This window comes from Dictyobacter sp. Z7_2 (assembly GCF_057551105.1).
In genome coordinates, this window is record NZ_BAAJPE010000001.1 from 2,343,948 (window position 1) to 2,361,958 (window position 18,011).

The following is an 18,011-nucleotide window of genomic DNA, read 5'->3' on the forward strand; positions in this document are numbered from 1 at the left end:
ATGATGAGAGAGGATATGCAATGAATGGAGATGAGAGTGCGATAGACGATCTAGATTGGTCACAGAGAAAATACGCCCTCTCAAGTAAGCGTATTGCTAAACCTGCATCTGTACTTGTTACGGCACTGAATCAGATGGTCCAGAGAAATTGGCATTTACTGGATACTATTTCCTGTGGTCCTGATGGTAGTCGTATCGATCAATCTTGCCTGTTAGATGCTCTGTATCAGGCGATGATTCGCATCATTTTGCGTCTGGTCATTATTTTCTTAGCGGAGTCGCGAGACCTATTTCCGTGTTCTAATCCTCTCTATTTTCGATGCTATAGTCTGACTTTTTTGTTGGCAAGATTGCGTGGTTCCACCACACATTTATGCGATGATTCCTCAGATGCGTGGTCACATTTGTTACATTTATTTGCCATGATTCATGCTGGATTTTGTCACGATCAGCTCTCTTTTCCCTCTTATGGAGGGACTCTTTTTCGGCCTGGTTCCGGGGATAGTTTGGATGCAGTTGTACGTGCGATCTCCCTCTTTGAGGCGCTGGATATGCCATCTATTTCAGATACTTTGACCCTGGATTTACTTGAAGCAATCCAAGAGATTCTCTCTCTTCCATCATCACAAAAGCAACCTTTTTACGCTGAGATTGATCGCGATATGGCTGAGATTTGCCCTGAATATATTGGCCAGATCTATCAAGGATTGCTCTCTTTTCATCTGCAATCTACCACTCAATTTTCTGCGCCTTTATGCGCCGAACAAGAGATCTATATGGCTAACCTGACTCCATTTTCTCTTGCTCGCCAGAGCGGTACACGCAAAGGTTCTGGCTCCTTTTATACTGGTTTACCGTTGGCCTGTGCTCTGGTAAAGAAGACATTGTTTCCTCTAACTTTTAGCTCTGATGATCAAACGATTCCTCGGTTGCCTGAAGAGATTCTCTCTCTGAAGATTTGTGATCCTGCTTGTGGATCGGGCTCATTTCTACTGGCAGCGTTGCGCTATCTGACAGATATCACATATCGCTCAATGTGCTATTATCATCTCCTGGATCTGTCATCTCCGGAGCAGATTATCAAGCAACATCTGCGGCGTCAGATCGCCGAGCGTTGTCTGTATGGTGTGGATTTTTCTCCGCTGGCGATTGAACTGGCACGTATCTGTTTATGGATTGATCTTTCCGATAGTCATATACCTTTTACATATTTGGAGCAGCATATCAAAGTTGGAAATGCACTTATCGGAGCCTGGTCTTGTACTTATGATGATTATCCTTTGCTCGCCTGGATGCGTGATGGCGGCGATAAGGATCATGTTTCTGGCGTTCATTATCAAACTGGCCTACAGACACGGGCCTTACATACGATGCGCGATGAGATTATTCGGCCGCAATGGCTGGCTCTGATGAATGTATGGTCTCAATCCGAACCAGTCTCTATGGCGGAGAATGCTACATGTGCCTCTGTTCATGACCTCAAGGCGAGGTTTGATGAGTGGTGCGCTATCTGGTTTTGGCCAATTGATCAACTCGCTCATGTACCAACTCCAGCCTCTTATAGCCTGCATAAACCGGCTACATCCTTGACCAATCAGATTGTGGCAGCGTTGGCTGCGAAACTCTGCTTTTTCCATTGGGAACTTGAGTTTCCGGAGGTTTTTCATCGGTCAGCACCAGGTTTTGATGCAATCCTTGCGAATCCTCCCTGGGAGACGAGCAAGCTTAGCTCGCGCGAATTTTTCCGGCTTTATGACCCTCTTTATATATTATATGGGAAGCAAGAAGCGCTCTCTGAACAGATGCATATCTTTCAGCAGGATTTTAAGATTGAACGCGCCTGGGTTAATTATCAGGCGCACTTTAAATGCATGAGCAATTGGGTCAAATATGCCTGCCCTGAAGATCGAGAAGTTCCTTTTCGATATCAAGGCTCCGTCGATTTGAATACTTATAAGCTTTTTTTGGAGGTCTCACATTATCTTTTGAGAGCACATGGCTATCTGGGCATGATATGTCCGGCTAGCATCTACACAGATCAAGGTGCGGCCGCACTCAGACGTCTCTTCCTGGATCAGTGTAACTGGTTGTTGCTCTTTGGTTTTTGTAATCGCCAGCGTATCTTCGATATTCATACTTCCTTTAAGTTCGTCGCTTTACTCATCAAAAAAGAAGGAGTAACCAACCATCTGCGTGTTTCCTTCCAACAGGAACATGTCTCAGCCCTGGAACGTTGCACATCTGATCTGCTGACCTTATCACGCCAGCAGATCGCGTACTTTAGCCCTGCTTCTCTGACTATTATTGAAACTCAGAATCCCGAGGATATCTCCGTGCTTGAGAAGCTTTATTCCAGCGGAGTCTTGTTGGATGCACTGACTGCACAGAGCTGGCTTATTCATTATGGACGCGAGTTTGATATGACTAATGATGTGTCGCTCTTTGCTCCGCTTCCTCTATGGCAGCGGTGTGGCTATTCCCCCGATCTCTACGGACGTTGGATACATCCTGATGGCTCTCAAGCATTGCCTGTCTATGAAGGACGTATGGTTGGCTCCTTTGATCCTGCAGAAAAAGGATGGGTATCCGGGACTGGTCGTCGAGCTTGCTGGCGCGGTATTCCCTGGGCTAACAAAATATTTGAGCCACAGTATTTAATGTCTCAGACAATTTATCAGTCTAGAGAAACATCGTGTTTGGGCAATAAGATCGGTTTTATGGATATTAGTTCTGCCACTAATGCACGCTCTATGTATGCGACATTTATCTCGGGCTTGCCTTGCGGTAATGTTGTCCCGATCTTGCAACCAGCCTGCGGAGATCTAATAAGTGTCCTCGCTCTGCTTGCTAACTTGAATTCTTTTGTGTTTGACTATGCTGTGCGCTGCCGTCTGGGTGGACTGCATTTGAACTATTTTGTGATTGCTGAGGTACCATTGCTGGCTCCTGATATATTGTGTCCAACTATCTGTGCTCAATTGGCGGCACGTCTGAACTTGATCATGCCTCGCTTTGCTCCGCAGTGGCTGGAATTGCGGGTATTGTATCCGACTCTGGGACAGTATCACTGGCTCCAACTCTGGGCTGTTACCGACCATGAACGTCTCCGTCTCCGCTGTATATTAGATGCTCTGGTGGCCGATCTATATGGCCTGGAATATGAGGATCTTTGCTGGATTTTACGTGATGATCCTCAGAATGCGAAAGGCTTCTGGCGTGTTGATAAACACAAACCCTTTGAATTGAGGCAGACGTCGTTGACTTTACTCGCTTTTGCAAGATTGAAATACGTCGGACGCGAGATATTTCAACTTGAAGACTGGCAATTCCCCGCAGAGATTGCGACGCGGTTAGGTCCACGCTTGCTTTCATGGCAAACAGAAGGAACCGTTGAAGAAAGTTGGCTGGTCTGTCAGGAACATACTCGATCTATAAATGCGTTTATGTGAATTGTTTCTGGCTATGCTTTCGTGCCTTTTTATCAGGTTCAGGATGAGGTATGGAAGGTATAAGTGCCTATTGATGATGTGCGATAATAAAAACAATGTAATATGCTTTTTATATGCTGTAATCCGTTGTGTCAATGAAACGAAATAACATGGTAGGAGTACCAAGGTTTATGCAAAAACTTAATCGGCGTGATAGTCCTGGCAGGCTTGAGCGAGTTGGGTATCTTTGGACCTGGTGGAGAGGTGATGAACTGCCTCTCATGTCTCCATTGGCAGGTTGGCATGTGGCAACGTCTGAAGATGTACCCTTTGTGGCCAGGCTTTCAAATATTCCTATTAAAAGCGTTGAGGAGCGCTATCGTGCGCAACATAGTCCCATGATAGCATATCTGCATGATACTGTGGTTGCTTATGGTTGGTTGGCTCGTAATCGTGCAGCGTTTGGGAGTCCGAGTGTATCATTTGATTTGTCAGCGGACGAACTCTATTTGTATCATTTTGTCACCATGTTACCCTGGCGTGGCCAGGGATTTTACCCTCGCCTGTTGCAGGAGATAATTTTACGTGAGGTGAGCGGATCTGAGCGCTTCTGGATTATCCATCAGTCTTCCAATCATGCTTCGCGTAAAGGGATTGCGAAAGCAGGTTTTCAGATCGCAGCTCGCGTCTTTCATACTCCCGCTAATGATAAGTTGCTGGCTCCCGATGCCGATCTTGTTCGTGCTCAGGCCGGTGCTCAATTGCTGGGATTGCCTTTAATTGAATATAATGAATGAGTGCCGATAGAATTATGTAAATGATGATAATGTGTGCTCTATCCTGGCGCGCTCCAGCTACTTGATGGAATTATTTGATGTGAGGACCAACATGTATCATGGCTCTCTTCCTTTGTTTGCTGTCCGTTTTGATGACGTTTCCTATCAGATTGGAAAGCGACAACTTTTATCCCATATTACACTTACGATGAAGCAAGGTACTATTACAGGCATCCTTGGTCCCAATGGAGCGGGAAAGACAACTTTACTTAGTCTGATCACTGGATTACGCCAATCTTCAAGTGGATCTATTATGGTCTTTGATCAGAAGTTTCCTGTGCGCGGAAGTAAACTTCGGCAGCGACTGGGCGTTGTCTTTCAGGAGACGGCTCTTTATGATGAGCTTACTACGTTTGAAAATCTGCGCTTTGCCGCCTCCTTATATCACATATCCGATCCTAAAAGTAGGATCAAAGAAGTCCTTGCGTTATTATCTCTTTCTGACCGCGCTAACGATCGCGTCAATATTTTATCAGGTGGCCTGCGTAGGCGTGTGGCTATCGCACGTGCTCTGCTCCATGCTCCTGATTTGTTGATTATCGACGAGCCTACCCTTGGCGTGGATGTAGAAGCTCGGCATGCAATCTGGTCTCATTTGCGTTTTCTTAAGTCGACTGGGACGACGATCATTGTCTCGACCAATTATCTGGATGAGGCTCTGGCTCTCTGCGATGAGGTGGTTGTCTTGAGAAACGGTAGGTTATTAATCAGTGAGGCTCCCTCTATCCTGGTCGCTCGCGCTGGAAGTTGTCTGGATATTGAATGTTCCTCGGCTGCTGCTGCAGTTATCACAAATGCTCTGGCCGATGTCGATGGCGTATTACGTATTGAACGGACTGCGAGTGGTCTCTCCCTTTTTCTTCGTGGTCATGTTGTTCCTGATGATTTGATGCGTTTGGTTTTGCAAGCAACAACTGTCAATGGTTTTCGGATACGTGGCGCTGATCTGGCTGAAGTTTTGAGTGCTTTAGAGGGGGGGCCATCATAGGTGTTCTATGGACGGCTTTTATCGCAGGCATACGAGCGGAATTAATCCAGCTCAAGCGTGCACGTTTATTTGTGATACTTACGATTACCCAGGCTATCACATTTTTGTTCCTTGTTAGCCTCTTTGGGCTGACTGGTAGTTATGCTCCTACTGCGATCATTTCGAACGATCAAGGTCCATATGCTAAAGACTTTATTGCACAGTTAGCCGACACCCATCATTCTTTTGATTTGCGTCTGATGGACAAAGTGTCCGCTCTGGCTGCTTTGAATAAAGGGGCCATTGTTGCTATTATCACTATTCCCGCTAACTTTTCTTACTCAATTGCTCATGGCGAGGATGTTGCCCTCCAAGTTTCTGTCGATAATGTAAATACTGATATGACTGATGATATACAACGTGCTCTTCCTTCTGCTGTAGTGAACTTTGGTCGACAGCTTCATTTCTCCGATATTCGTGTTCACGTTGTCGAGCATGATCTGATAGATCATGATACTGGCTTTATTCCCTATCTTGTTGTGAGTGGATTAGCCCTGGATACCTTTGTGATCGCTTGCATTTTGAGTGCTATGGCGATGGCTCGCGAGTTCGAAGCTGGGACGGTGAAAATTTTGGCGATTGCACCAGTACATCCGATGGTCTCATTGTTGGGGCGCGTTGTCGCGACTGATCTTTTTGCGGTTGTGGCGATGATATTACCTGTGGCTGTCGCAATCTTTGGTTATAAAATTGTGCCACTTCATCCACTTGAAATGATCGGCGTGATTCTGCTCTGTATCGTTATTTTTAGCTGTATTGGCGTTGCTCTGGGGGCGGTGCTGAAGCGTACATTACCCGTAGCTTCTCTTGTCTTTGGACTTGCTTTACCTCTGTATATCGTGAGTGGTTCGCTTGAGCCTCAGCGTTTCGATGGCAATATTATTTGGGCTCTAGCTCATATTTCCCCCGTGTATTACGCTGTGGGAATTCTTGAGCCAGCATTTTATGATTTGCAAGTTACACCTGAGTCGGTTGCGATCAATTTTGTGGCTCTGCTAGGATGGGCTGTGGTGATGCTATTTCTAGCTGGCATGATGTTGCGTTCAGCTGTGGTCGAAAAAGCTATGACACGGCAGTCACCCCAGAGATATCACCGCATTTTAGCTATTGACCGGCTGTGGAAGAAACGTTTTCTGTTTTTGAATCGAAGGTCATTACTTATTTCGCTTTGTGGTCTTTATCTGGTTGGAGGAGTTTCCTGGTATTACTATCAGCAAGTACGTAGTGCTGATATATTGACCCAGCAACAACAGACTGCTTTGCTTGATGCAACTAATCAACAGCATGAGACCGCTCTTCTGAATTATATGCATACTATTTCTGATCTGCTGGCGAACGATAACTTGCTCTATGCACATGATAATGATGCCGCTAAGCTTGTTGCTAACGCTCAGACCCTGGAGGTGCTGAGGGAGTTAGATCCTGGACGTAAAGCGATCCTTATCCGTTTCTTGTATTCGACGAAGCTTATCGATGATGATTTTCATGTGATCAGTTTCAATGGAGCTAATCTTCAGGCTGTCTATCTGGCAGGTATGGACCTGAGCGATACCGACTTGTCTGGTGCCGATCTGAGCGATGCTGACCTGCATAATGTTAAGTTAAATTTCGCCGTTCTGATTGGGAGTAACTTCAATGGAGCTAACCTGTCGGGAGCCGATCTTGATGGATCTGATATGCATGGAGCAAATATACAAGATGCTGATCTGTCCTCCACAAATTTGAAGGGAACGCAGGGGTTAAGCGTAGATCAGTTGGGAAAAGCAAGATCACTTGCTGGCGCTACCTTGCCAGATGGATCGATTCGCCCAATATACGATGACGATGATGCTAAATAGAGAAGTTTCTTTAGCCTTTCCGGGAAGAGTCTCCTGAGCCCGGTTTATTGTGTTCCAAGCAATAAACCGGGCTCATTTTTATCTAACGCTACTCTCTAGATTCAGATATGACTTTTCACCTCTTCACCAGGTTTCATCCCTGAGATCCTTTGTGCAAGGGCTTGTGTATAGAAAGGAATGGAGTCTCTCTCAAGCCCTGGATTGTCATGTATCACTGCGGCCTGAAAGGTGATTTCGGCGTCATCTGGATAGGCTGCAACCAATTCTAAAAGGAGTGCACGTGCTTCTTCCAAGATAGGTTGGTCTTGCAGTGCTTGTCCCGTTTTACGCAGTTGAATTGCTTCTGCTAAACGCTCTCGCATCATTAAATCCTCTTTAGTTATTCCTCATTTTGTTCGTATCCCTTATTTTATCATGCATATCTTTCTCTCTCAGAGTATGAGGCCAGGCCAGCTTTTGTTGTTTATTTGCTTTATTCAATTTGAAGATAAAAACTTAGAGTCGTGATTAATTGATGCCTATGAGATTTGGTCAGATATTTCATTGATGTTTTTCTCTGTTATAAATTGTGGAAGTTCGAGTGAAGTCTCCTCGCTACCAAGATGTATGAGTGCACTAAAGAATATGAGTGCTGATATAGCAGAAGATAGTCACCTCAAATCTTTCACTTTTGAATGTTCTTATTAGTTTCCTCTGAAGTTTTTCTCTAATTAATCCTGCTGCATCTAGATTTTATGATTTTATTCTTGAGGGTGTTAAAACCGTATGTATGTTAATTTAGAAAGGATACAAAATCATTCAGTCATTTATTTGATCTTAATTTATTTAAATTATCAGGTAATGCTTTCTTCTTGTAGTCATTGCAGCGAAATATTCTTTTGTACGCAGATCTCTTTTATAAGGACTTGCATAAATGAAGCGGCCGATATTTAACTTTGTTAAGTTTGAAGCTTATATAAATCTTGTATAAAATTTTGTTTTCTTACTTAAAGATCAAGTTAAGCGTATGACGTCGCTCGACGTCGCAAGTACGATGATATGGGTTTAGGATGCTGCTAATTGTTTTCACGAAAACAATTAGACGTGATGGAATCTTGCTGTTAGATTTGGGCTATACTCTGATACTATGATTACTTTGGCTAATTGATTGCCACTATATAATCTTATCTGAAAATGCTAATAAGTGGGACTTGATGGGATAGAAGATAATTTTGGGAAAGCATTTGTTTTCGCGAAAACAATGGTTGCCATTGTATTGTCTCTGCAAGAGATTCATCCCGTCTTGTCTTTTGTATATTGCTATTTAGACAGGTCACTATTCTGTTGTTATTTAGACCAATAAATATAAATTGACGTTTAGATAAACAGGACTCCGCTGAACGTTTCTGAAACGTTCAGCGAGAAGGGAACATGATCACGATGAGAGCTCAGATTGGCTCATCCACTGGCGGTAGACGGCTTCTTTGGCCCTTTGATGACCACTGGATAGCGTGGAACCGGCTTGGGATGAAACCCAGGTGCTCGTCCAGGCGATTTTCCGCGTCTTTGGGGCCGATGAGCTGGTGTGCCAACCTGGGACAAAATCCTCGCCATCACCCGACGAACGTGTCGAGGGGTGACCGAGCGTTGACGGGCTTCCCATGGTCGATAGATGGCTTGCCCCAACGGCCGCGCCAGGTACAATTGGTTCATCACGATGCTCACGACCAGACTCCAGCGTTCAAATTGTTCTGGCGTGTGCACATGGGCACGCGTCCAGAGCATATCTTGTTTCAGATAGCGATATCCATGTTCTTGAGAGAAACGTCGTCCGTAGATGCGCGTGACTCCATCCAAAGCGATGGGTACCGCATCGTCATCCAGGCAGACAAACCAACTCTCACGTGGATCCCGCTTGCTGTCTTTGGCTCCCTCCCTTTTCACCTGAAAGACACAGATGGCGATCTCACGCGCTTGCCGGAAATGCAACCCGCTCCATCGGCTCACCATGACGCGCTTGCCAGAAATGCAACCCGCTCCATCGTCTCACCGTGACGCGCTTGCCATTCTTCTCCTTGTACATGAAGACCGTCTCGGTGCCTCGACAGGTCTCGGGACGACTCCCTTGAAAGAGAGGACCATCCAAAGGAGGCCGTCCTCGTGGGCTCGTGCGTTTCGGGCGTCGATACAGCTTGCGATTGCGCTTGAGCCGAATGAGCACGTGAATGCCCAAGGCTTTGCAGGCACGCAGAAATGCAGCGGTCGCATACCAACGATCCGCCACCAGGACGATGGGACGATCAATCACTGGCACCACCGCTTGCACCTGAGCAATGGCCACGTCGATGGCCGTTTGCGTTGTTGGAATGCGTCTTTGATCCAGGATCCCGACCCAACTACTGGGCTCCTGGGGCAAGAGCATCACGGTCGAAAACTGCTATCCCACGCTGATGGGTTTGCTGGCTCGTGGCAGATTCGACACGTGGATGATCCCTCGATCCGAACTGGTTTCGGACTCGGGACGAGCAATCGTGCTCGCATCGACACTGATCCAGACCATTCCACCCGCAGGCACATCAGCCAGCAATGCCTTCACCCACACCTCTCGCAACTGCTCCTCATTGATTTTCCCATTGGAGAGGGCTTGGTACACACTGGTCCATTCACGCTCAAAGTGGGCAGAGAGCGACAACTCTGGCACACTGCGTGCTTCGGGCTCGCACAGCAACGCATCACAGAGATTGAAGAGGGCATCGGCTCCTCATTCAAAGCTGTTGTAGACCTGATGACGAAATGCCTTCAATATGTTACAGTTCACCTTGTACTATCCTTTTTGGTTTTGAAATGTCTTAAAGAACAGTACACGTTTAGGTATCCTTTGACAACCAAGGGGTACCTTTTTTTACTCGTTTATCTAAACGTCAATATAAAGACAAGGATAAGAAATTATTAGAATTGCTGAGTTTGATTTCTATATAGATTATGTAATGATTCAAACAAAGAAGTTGTACTAGCTCATCTTATGATTTGTGCGAAATAGCTCAATTGTTTTCGCGAAAACAATTGAGTACACATTTTGCCTTTTTGGTCGACGAAAAGTTCGTAGCTCTATTCAATCGAGCCCAGGTGCGTACATGCAAAGAAGGCTGTTGTAGAAACCGATGGTTTGCTCTCGACGAAGCTATTGGCCGGATGCATTTGTGATCACTTAACTGCTACTATGTATTTTCTCTTTGACTGCCTTAACCGATCTGCCTGTTATTGTACCGCCAGCTCGTTGATCAAGCATCTTATTTGATAACGCATGTGGCCTTGTCAGAACACTATTCTCTGACTAAAGCAGGCCAGTTTTCGGCTACAGGTGCAAGCTTTTTATATCCTTTGCGACAAAAGACAAATCGTTATTGAATTGATGACCACCTTCTTTTCTTTCACATACAGTTGCCTCTGGGAGGATTTGAGCGTAGAGCGCAAGATGGTCAAACGGCACGGTTGCATCGTCACGGCAGTGGTACAAGAATAGCTGCCTGCCCTTTGAAAGATGTGTTACTCTACTAGTTAGCAACATCAGTTCCTCATAGCCAGAGTAGCGCCAGCCATTCCCACCCCAAAATGGGCACGCGAGAAGAAACATGCCAGCGATTGGTTTCTCTACTTTCATCTCGCTTATCCACTTGATGAGAATCGAAGCACCAACTGAATGGCCGACAAGAACAATCGGCCCCTGTATCGGAGCTAACTCTTTTTCGAGGTGATACCTCCACTCTTCATAGGATGCATCATCTTCGTGTGGTAGAGCAGGGTAGTGAACCTTGTATTGTAGGCCGAGTGAATGTGAGAGGCTCGTGGTAAGCTTTTTGTCCACTTCGTAAGCACCAGCACCGGCGCCTTGAATCATAAAGACGTGCATCGTCATGATCGATATTCCTTCCGTTTCTCTTGTAAGCCCGCTCTTTTTCTTATGTGAGGGGAGATTTCCTTGTTGATAACCTGACTGGGTATTAGCTTAGGAAGGCAGAACTCTCTGCTACTCAAGACATATTCTCGATAAAGTTGCTTGCATATTGCAAGCACGCCTACCCACATCTTCTCAAGTACCCTGGCAAAGTTGGAAAACATGCACTCCATGAATGGAGGCAGGTAAAATGTTATGAACAAGCGAACAAGTCTTTTCATAGTATCTATGAGAAGGCCAATTCAGTAGGCCAAGCTTGTAGAGCGGAAAGAGTTGCATCTGGAGAAGATATCCAGCTTACTGGCAACGATAACCTGGAAGATCTTTCTCTCTATCAGCACGTTCTTCTGCTGGGCGAATCGCCCTGGTCTGACGGTGAGGCGAGAGTAACCTTTACTCACTTATACATTAAACTAAGGATTAGCCTCTCGACATGAGGCCATAATGAGTCTCTACTACTTAAATAGAACAGTTAAACTTGTTAGGAAAAGGCTATTCCTCTCACCTTACTTGATCGATTAGAAAAGCCTGTCCTTTCCTGGCTAGGTTTCTGAGCTAAAATGATTATGGGGAAGTCGCGCTTCGAGCGCCACTGTATAAGACCACGTTGGTTTTCCATTGTTGTACAAGTTGCGTGATCATATATTGGTCAATTGTGAGAAGCAAGAACTGAAGTTTGGCAGCCTTGCTAGCGTAGGTTCAGAAAGATCTTATGCAAGTGGCTCCGCCTATTTACATAGTCGGGAAATTCTTAGCAATCGGAATAAGAGTGTTGACCTCTATCACAGTGATAAAGTAATATAGGCCACATCTTCTCATAGAAAACAGAACTGTTCTCAAGAAAGTAGTTGAATCATGGTACAAGATCATTCCGTTCCCCCCAAAGAGATTCGCTCTGAAAACGTGACTGATGAAGTTATTGCTTCCTATATGGAAAAAGGATACACATTGGATTTTGCTGAAGAGGTCATGCGCAATGATTTCTCCCACATACATTCCCAGGTTAAAGTTCCGTTTGAGGTTTCCTATTTCGAATGGGCACCTGAGCGAACGCATGCTTTTTTTGCCGTCTATGATGCTTCGTTTCGGGAGCGACCGGGCTTTCCTGGCTGGAGTGAAGCAGAATGGGTCGATTGGACCTCTAGCGATCCTGCCTTTCGCCCCGATCTGTCCGTTCTTGCAGTGGTCCAGGGTCAGGCAGTGGGATTTATCACCAACGCTGACGAGGGGCAGCATGGCTATATTATTCAAGTTGGGGTTCATCCCAACTGGCGAGGGCGGGGGCTTGGTGCAGCATTGACAACCTATGCGCTGCAAAAATGGCAGGAAATGGGGAAAGAGGGAGTAATCCTCGATGTGAATGTCAATAATCCTGGAGCCATGCGCCTTTATCAGCAGCTTGGTTTTGTTGCCATACGGCGTCGAGGAAAATTTTCTCGGCGCGTGGGTTAAACCATCTTTGGTAGCTGCTATGACAAAGCTATACATATGATAATGATAGGATTTTTGTTTTCGCGAAAACACTTATCTGATTACCAGGATTTAAAAAATCAAAGTGATCGATCCTGCTGATCAAGAGATAACACAAGAAAGTTTACGATATCCTTTACTATCTGTTTATCAAATGGTAGTTCTGCTCCAGCGGCTTTATATAATTCTGAAAGAGGACGTGTGTCACCGAGTAAGAGAGCTTCTCTATAGCTGTGCCATGCTGAGGCGAAATCATTTTGTGCCTTCTGCCACACTTGAAGCGCCCCTAAATGTGCTAGAGCATATTCGATCTGGTAGAAGGGCGTAGAGAATATAAAACCTACTCTTTGCCAACCTAAAGCACGTTCCTGTTCTAATCCGGTCCAATCGATGCCAGAATTAAATCGTTTTGATAACTCTAGCCATTTCCCATCTAGATCAGCAGGAGTGACATCTTTGGGAGCATATACATATACCCAATGTTGAAAAGCATCTACTTGTGCAATGAAGGGAAGCCATTTTATGACAACATCCTCCAATTCTTTATGATAGATATGAGTTGCTACTTCAGGTGTGTAGAAGCCCCCTGACTTCTTTTCCAAATATGGTTTGATGAGATATGTCATTGTAATCGCTGCAAATTCACAGAATTCGTCAGGGCCGCCCATATTCCAGAAAAGCTTCTGCTGCTCTAACGAAAGAGCGCTATGAAATGCATGCCCACTTTCATGCACAACCAGATTTACATCTTCATATGTACCAGAAGTATAGGCTCTAACATAAGGTAATCCTGTTACTGGGAAGATCCACTCTTCGCCTCCAAGTGATTTTCCTCTACGCGATCCTAAATCAAGATAGTTGCGGCGCATCCTTTCAAACAAATTTCCAAATGTAGGATCTATACGGTGATATATCTGGACTAACTTCTCTTCAAAATCTTTAGTATTGGCAAAAGGGTGAGATACAGTATCAATCTCCTGGGTGCGTTCCTGATCCCACGGCCTGGTAGATGTGAGTCCCAGTGACTGTTGACGTAATTTTCGCCGTGCTCTGGATAGTGGGATGATCTCCTTCTCGATTGCTTCATGAAGCTCAAGACAATCCTCTGGAGAATAATCTATTCTTTTTAATTCTTGCCAGCGATAAGCCCGATAATCTGGGAACCCCGCATTTTGCGCTATCTGGCGACGTTTATGAAGCAAATCAAGAAATAGCTGATCGAATACATCACGTTCATCTTTCCAACGCGTCCATACCAGTCTCCAGACTTGTTCTTGTATAGCTTGATCATGTCCGGCAAAACGCTGCTCGACCTGTAGAAGTGGAATATCTTCACCATTTATCTCTACATTCATCCCCCAACGCCTGCTGCCATATTCGTTGCTATGTAAGGCAATATCGGCTTGCAATGGGATATTTTCTTGTCGAAAGAGCTTTGCCTCAACTTGCAAGTAGCGTAACATTTGTACATACTCGGGTGTTGGTACATAACTCTTAACACTCAGAAGCTTTTTCTTAAGTGCCTGGCTTATTATCTGATAAGGGGAGAAGATCTCTTCGATAAAGTTTTGATAGGCTTGTTGAGCTGCTATGTTAGTTTCGTCCCAGGACTTATCTCGCTTGAGTGCCGCTCTGGCTTCCCATACGACCTTTTCAAGATCGCTCCACTTTTCCAGCCAGGAAGGTATCAGTTGAGGTGTTAAGTCTTCTTCAAGGAGGAGTGTGAAATGTGGTTCTAGCGTTTTCCAATTTAATGGCTCAATGATCTTTGCTGGATGCATATTAAATACTCTTTACTTTTCACCCTTTTGCCAATGGAGGAGAATAAGAGGGTCAAATAAATTTATCTACGAAATGGGATAAGGTGCAGATTAGTTGGCGCTCATTGTCCGCGATGCCTCTTTAAGATTGGTGGCCTCTATAGAAGATACATAATTAAGAGATGCATGTCAAGATAAAAAACGTATCTGACTTAGTGTATGTGCGCAGAGCACTTTGGTGTTTGGCGCCGTAGTGGTGCACGATTTATTTCAATGAATTGAGTTTAATGTGGCTGAGTTTGAAGAGATAAGAGTACATACTTTCTTTCCCGTTCTTTAAAGGCTGATATATTAAGCCATCCTTGAAATATTTAAGGATGAGCAAACACATGTTTTTGTTTACCAGATGTTCGCATCTCATCTCAGCCGGCCAGTTATATGTGTGTATGAAGATAATTTGATTCTATTTTTTGGTGGGAATAAATTTCCGTATTGGGTACTGTAGATGACTATTAAGTAAATAAGGAAGGAATACTCAGAAATTTAACACAAGAAATGGGAGATTAGGAGAGCAGTGAGCTAGAAATAGTAAAAGTGCATTTTCCTATCTTGCGGGATTTTTGGAAAGAGTTTATGGAATGATGTTGATCTGAATAATCGATTTAGGAATAGAGGGGCATTGCCACTATCCATTATTCATTATAAGGAGGAAATGCCTATTGGATAGCTAGAGAAAGACTGCGATAAAAAGCAATGATCGATGGCATGCGTACATATCTACGCCTTGATTACTTATATGAGCATGGTCATCGCAGTTAACATTAAGGAAAGCAGATCTGTTGAAGAGAAATGCCCAGAGCTCTTAGGAAGCTTGCTTATAAATGAATAGGTAAGGCTATTTAATGTTGTGTGTTCAGATCTTCGAATGTTTAGATCTTTCTAGTGCATAAACACAAGATCTCGACGGGAATGAATTCGTGAGACAATTCATCGAGCCAGCTCTGTACATTGTCATGCTTTCAGAGGCAGGTTTCTTTCTGGAGCGTTTCATTCCCAACTATCATTTGTGGTATGCACCAGGAAGCTGATGAGCTTAGGGAAGACGGACAGTTGGCTATCGTTGGTCACGTGAGCGCTTCTGAAACGATCTCATTTAATACCATGCCCTTCAATCGTCTGAGAGAAACCGCACGAGAGGTTCACACGCTTCTGGTCAACTGGTCGGCTTTTCATAGATGAGTCCAGGTGGTTTTGCCGAGATGCTTAATCACGATGTCGCCGTACATACGAGGCGTTGGCGATTGCATTTGATAACAAACGATAGATCATATTGTTGGTTTAGCCAGGGTCAATTGATTGTATGTTAGTTGTATCCTCGGAAAGAGTCAATATTGTTTTCGCGAAAACAATATTGGAGAGATGGAGAATGAAAATGAGAATGATAATAGAGATATGCCCGGGATACATAGAAATGACAAACTTTGATCTTGGGGAGTTACAGCAGAAATGACAAACTTTGATCTTGGGGAGTTACAGCAGAAATGCCAGATTTTGACCTCGGGAAATTACAGCAGAAATGACAAAGAATTGTTTTCACGAAAACAATTTGACTAATGTTATCCCGAGATTTATGACAAATACCCAGGAAAGATTGTTTTCACGAAAACAATTTGATATGATGAGCTAGTACAAATTCTTTGAGTGCATGGGCTGATTGATAAAAAGCTTTGAATAAGTTAGCTGGTTGGCAAAAATTCTGGGAGCGTGAGATAAGTTGTTTGATGCCAAGCCAGGATTTAAGTGGTTGCTGATCAGTTAGGAGGCCTGGAAACTCGTTTAATCTCAAGCTAGATTTTTAGAGGCTACTGATCAATTAGGAATCCTGGTGATGCCATGTTAGATTTTTAGAGGCTACTGATCAATTTTGAGAAACTGGCTGCTCAGTTAGAAACCCTGGAAAGCTGTTTGACGCCAAGACAGCTTTTAAGAAAATTGTTAATCCGCCAGAAGCTCTAAGAATTTGTTTGGTGTCGACTAGATTTTAAGCAAATTACTCGCCAACAAAAAGCTTTAGATAATTACTGATTTCGTTCTTGATTTTGAGTGCGTCCTGGGTTCATACCAGACTTTGAGTGGATTGCTTGTTTAACTAACCGTTGTGGCTGATTGTTTGTGTCACATAAGCTTTGACTAGATTGCATCTTTAACAAGAACTTTAGAGGCGATGTTGATTTCACTCTACGCTTTGGGCGTATTGTTTGATTAATCAGATCTCTTGTAAAGTTGTTTGACTTCATGCAAGCTTTAAAAGAGCTAGTTAGCTAATAAAAAGTTCTGGTAAGCCTGTGATTTCATGCCAAGCTTTAAGTGCGTTACTTGATTAACCAAAAACTTTGGGAGAGTTGTTAAATTACACAAGTTTGATTTTATCAATGAGGATTCTCACTTATATTCTTTTATCAGATAAGAACGTTTAGATGAAAAATGACTTGCTAACTGTTTCTCGTCGTTAGGCTTCTAAACGTTTCACGGGTTCGCTGTAAGTGAGAAATACGGTGATATGTCGAGGAGAAGGGGATAAGATGTTTTCGCACAGACAAACTATTCATTATTGGATTAAATGGCAACGAAGACAGCCGCAGGGAAGAACCCACATTCTGGAAATCTTGCATCACGATGAGGAAGGAAACGACATGAATACAGATATGCATGACGCTGGAGGAAGTGTCCACCTTATTGGCATTAATAAAGGTGGAGGTACCAAGACAACAACTGCTGTCAATATGGGGGTAATGATGAATCTTCTCGGCTGCTCGACTCTCATGGTCGATGCCGCTCCGGAGGCGCATACAACCTATAGCTTTGGCTACCTTCCGGATCAGATCGGTTACTCTCTGTATGATTTATTGGCTAAAAAATGTTCCTTGGAAGATGTGGTTGTTCCAACCTATTATGATTTAGAGTCTCGTACCTTTTTTTGTCCAACGGAAAAAGTAGATCCAAGTGATCCTCATTCTCTAACTCTCCTGCAAGCGAATGGCCAGAACAATCGGGTAATTCGTGGCCCCGATCTTATCCCACTGAAGTTGAGCGATGAAGGCGATGAGATTATTCGTGGCAAACCTCTAAAGGAATTATTACTGCGCAAAGCACTTATACCAGCGAGAAAACGCTATGACTATATCATGTGCGACTCTAACCCTGACCTGCTTAACATCCTCACCAAGAATGGTGTCTATGCTGCCGATTGGGTATGTATTCCTTTCGTACCGGAGCAATTGACGGCAGTTGGCTTCGGAAACATTTATCATGCTATTCAGCAAGCGCAGGAGGAAGGAAATCCTCATCTAAAAATCGCAGGTGTCGTGCTCAATAAAGTGCGAGATCTGAATGTACACAAGGATGTGATTGATCCTTTTCGTGAGATTACAAACTCACAAGATATTCGCATCTTTGAGACCATTATTCGCGATAATCCCAAGAGATTTTTGGAAGCGGCCAATCGCCGTTCTGTCGTGGTGCTGAATGATCATCTGAGCGACTCAGCTTTTGAATATTGGGGCTTTCTGGCGGAATATCTGGATGTTGTAGGTGGTCCTGGCAAACAATCCATCAAACAGACCTTGCAGCACTTGCTCAAAGAGCGGCAGCAGACGGAGGATGAGCGCGAGCGTAAGCGCCAGCTGAGAGCACTAAAAAAAAGTGACGTTCATTAAGT

General features: G+C 44.3%; 10 protein-coding genes and 1 pseudogene. 6 read left to right on the forward strand and 5 right to left on the reverse strand.

Annotated elements, in window-relative coordinates; translation table 11 throughout:
• Positions 1–20 precede the first annotated feature (20 nt).
• The 4 genes from AC27N8_RS09265 to AC27N8_RS09280 all read left to right on the forward strand — a co-directional run bounded on the left by AC27N8_RS09265 (position 21) and on the right by AC27N8_RS09280 (position 7,129).
• The gene (locus AC27N8_RS09265; protein WP_487066228.1) at positions 21–3,449 is read left to right on the forward strand and encodes an Eco57I restriction-modification methylase domain-containing protein; all 3,429 of its coding nucleotides are present in this window, start codon (positions 21–23) and stop codon (positions 3,447–3,449) included.
• A 170-nt stretch (positions 3,450–3,619) separates the two neighbouring features.
• Complete coding sequence (locus AC27N8_RS09270; RefSeq protein WP_487066230.1) at positions 3,620–4,225, forward strand: hypothetical protein; 606 nt, start codon at positions 3,620–3,622, stop codon at positions 4,223–4,225.
• Positions 4,226–4,304: 79 nt separating this feature from the next.
• On the forward strand, positions 4,305–5,252 hold the full coding sequence (locus tag AC27N8_RS09275) for an ABC transporter ATP-binding protein (RefSeq protein ID WP_487066232.1): 948 nt from the start codon (positions 4,305–4,307) through the stop codon (positions 5,250–5,252).
• Between the two features lie 71 nt (positions 5,253–5,323).
• The gene (locus tag AC27N8_RS09280; RefSeq protein ID WP_487066234.1) at positions 5,324–7,129 is read left to right on the forward strand and encodes an ABC transporter permease; all 1,806 of its coding nucleotides are present in this window, start codon (positions 5,324–5,326) and stop codon (positions 7,127–7,129) included.
• A 101-nt stretch (positions 7,130–7,230) separates the two neighbouring features.
• Here AC27N8_RS09280 and AC27N8_RS09285 read toward each other — a convergent pair whose 3' ends face one another.
• The 4 genes and pseudogenes from AC27N8_RS09285 to AC27N8_RS09300 form a co-directional block, all read right to left on the reverse strand.
• A complete protein-coding gene (locus AC27N8_RS09285; RefSeq protein ID WP_487066236.1) occupies positions 7,231–7,494 on the reverse strand; it encodes a hypothetical protein in 264 nt (87 codons plus the stop codon).
• A gap of 1,072 nt (positions 7,495–8,566) precedes the next feature.
• Positions 8,567–9,097: a hypothetical protein gene (locus tag AC27N8_RS09290; RefSeq protein WP_487066238.1), complete on the reverse strand. Its 531-nt coding sequence runs from the start codon at positions 9,095–9,097 to the stop codon at positions 8,567–8,569.
• Positions 9,075–9,809, reverse strand: a pseudogene (locus AC27N8_RS09295) (transposase). Before AC27N8_RS09295 ends, AC27N8_RS09290 begins: the two are co-directional and overlap by 23 nt.
• A 654-nt stretch (positions 9,810–10,463) precedes the next feature.
• Positions 10,464–11,024, reverse strand: a complete 561-nt coding sequence (locus AC27N8_RS09300; RefSeq protein ID WP_487066240.1) for an alpha/beta hydrolase — start codon at positions 11,022–11,024, stop codon at positions 10,464–10,466.
• 894 nt (positions 11,025–11,918) lie between these two features.
• On the opposite strand from AC27N8_RS09300, the gene AC27N8_RS09305 reads away from it, so the two are divergent.
• A complete protein-coding gene (locus AC27N8_RS09305) occupies positions 11,919–12,515 on the forward strand; it encodes a GNAT family N-acetyltransferase (protein WP_487066242.1) in 597 nt (198 codons plus the stop codon).
• Between the two features lie 98 nt (positions 12,516–12,613).
• On the opposite strand, the gene AC27N8_RS09310 is transcribed toward AC27N8_RS09305, so the two are convergent.
• The gene (locus AC27N8_RS09310; protein ID WP_487066244.1) at positions 12,614–14,314 is read right to left on the reverse strand and encodes a M3 family metallopeptidase; all 1,701 of its coding nucleotides are present in this window, start codon (positions 14,312–14,314) and stop codon (positions 12,614–12,616) included.
• 2,672 nt (positions 14,315–16,986) lie between these two features.
• Between AC27N8_RS09310 and AC27N8_RS09315 the strand changes: the two genes are divergently transcribed.
• Positions 16,987–18,009: a ParA family protein gene (locus AC27N8_RS09315; RefSeq protein WP_487066246.1), complete on the forward strand. Its 1,023-nt coding sequence runs from the start codon at positions 16,987–16,989 to the stop codon at positions 18,007–18,009.
• Positions 18,010–18,011: the final 2 nt, after the last annotated feature.

Bases quoted from the DNA above. Each gene is read 5' to 3' on its own strand.
- AC27N8_RS09265 (WP_487066228.1), top strand. From the start codon at position 21: ATGAATGGAGATGAGAGTGCGATAGACGATCTAGATTGGTCACAGAGA.
- AC27N8_RS09270 (WP_487066230.1), top strand. From the start codon at position 3,620: ATGCAAAAACTTAATCGGCGTGATAGTCCTGGCAGGCTTGAGCGAGTT.
- AC27N8_RS09285 (WP_487066236.1), bottom strand. From the start codon at position 7,494: ATGATGCGAGAGCGTTTAGCAGAAGCAATTCAACTGCGTAAAACGGGA.
- AC27N8_RS09300 (WP_487066240.1), bottom strand. From the start codon at position 11,024: ATGACGATGCACGTCTTTATGATTCAAGGCGCCGGTGCTGGTGCTTAC.
- AC27N8_RS09305 (WP_487066242.1), top strand. From the start codon at position 11,919: ATGGTACAAGATCATTCCGTTCCCCCCAAAGAGATTCGCTCTGAAAAC.
- AC27N8_RS09310 (WP_487066244.1), bottom strand. From the start codon at position 14,314: ATGCATCCAGCAAAGATCATTGAGCCATTAAATTGGAAAACGCTAGAA.
- AC27N8_RS09315 (WP_487066246.1), top strand. From the start codon at position 16,987: ATGAATACAGATATGCATGACGCTGGAGGAAGTGTCCACCTTATTGGC.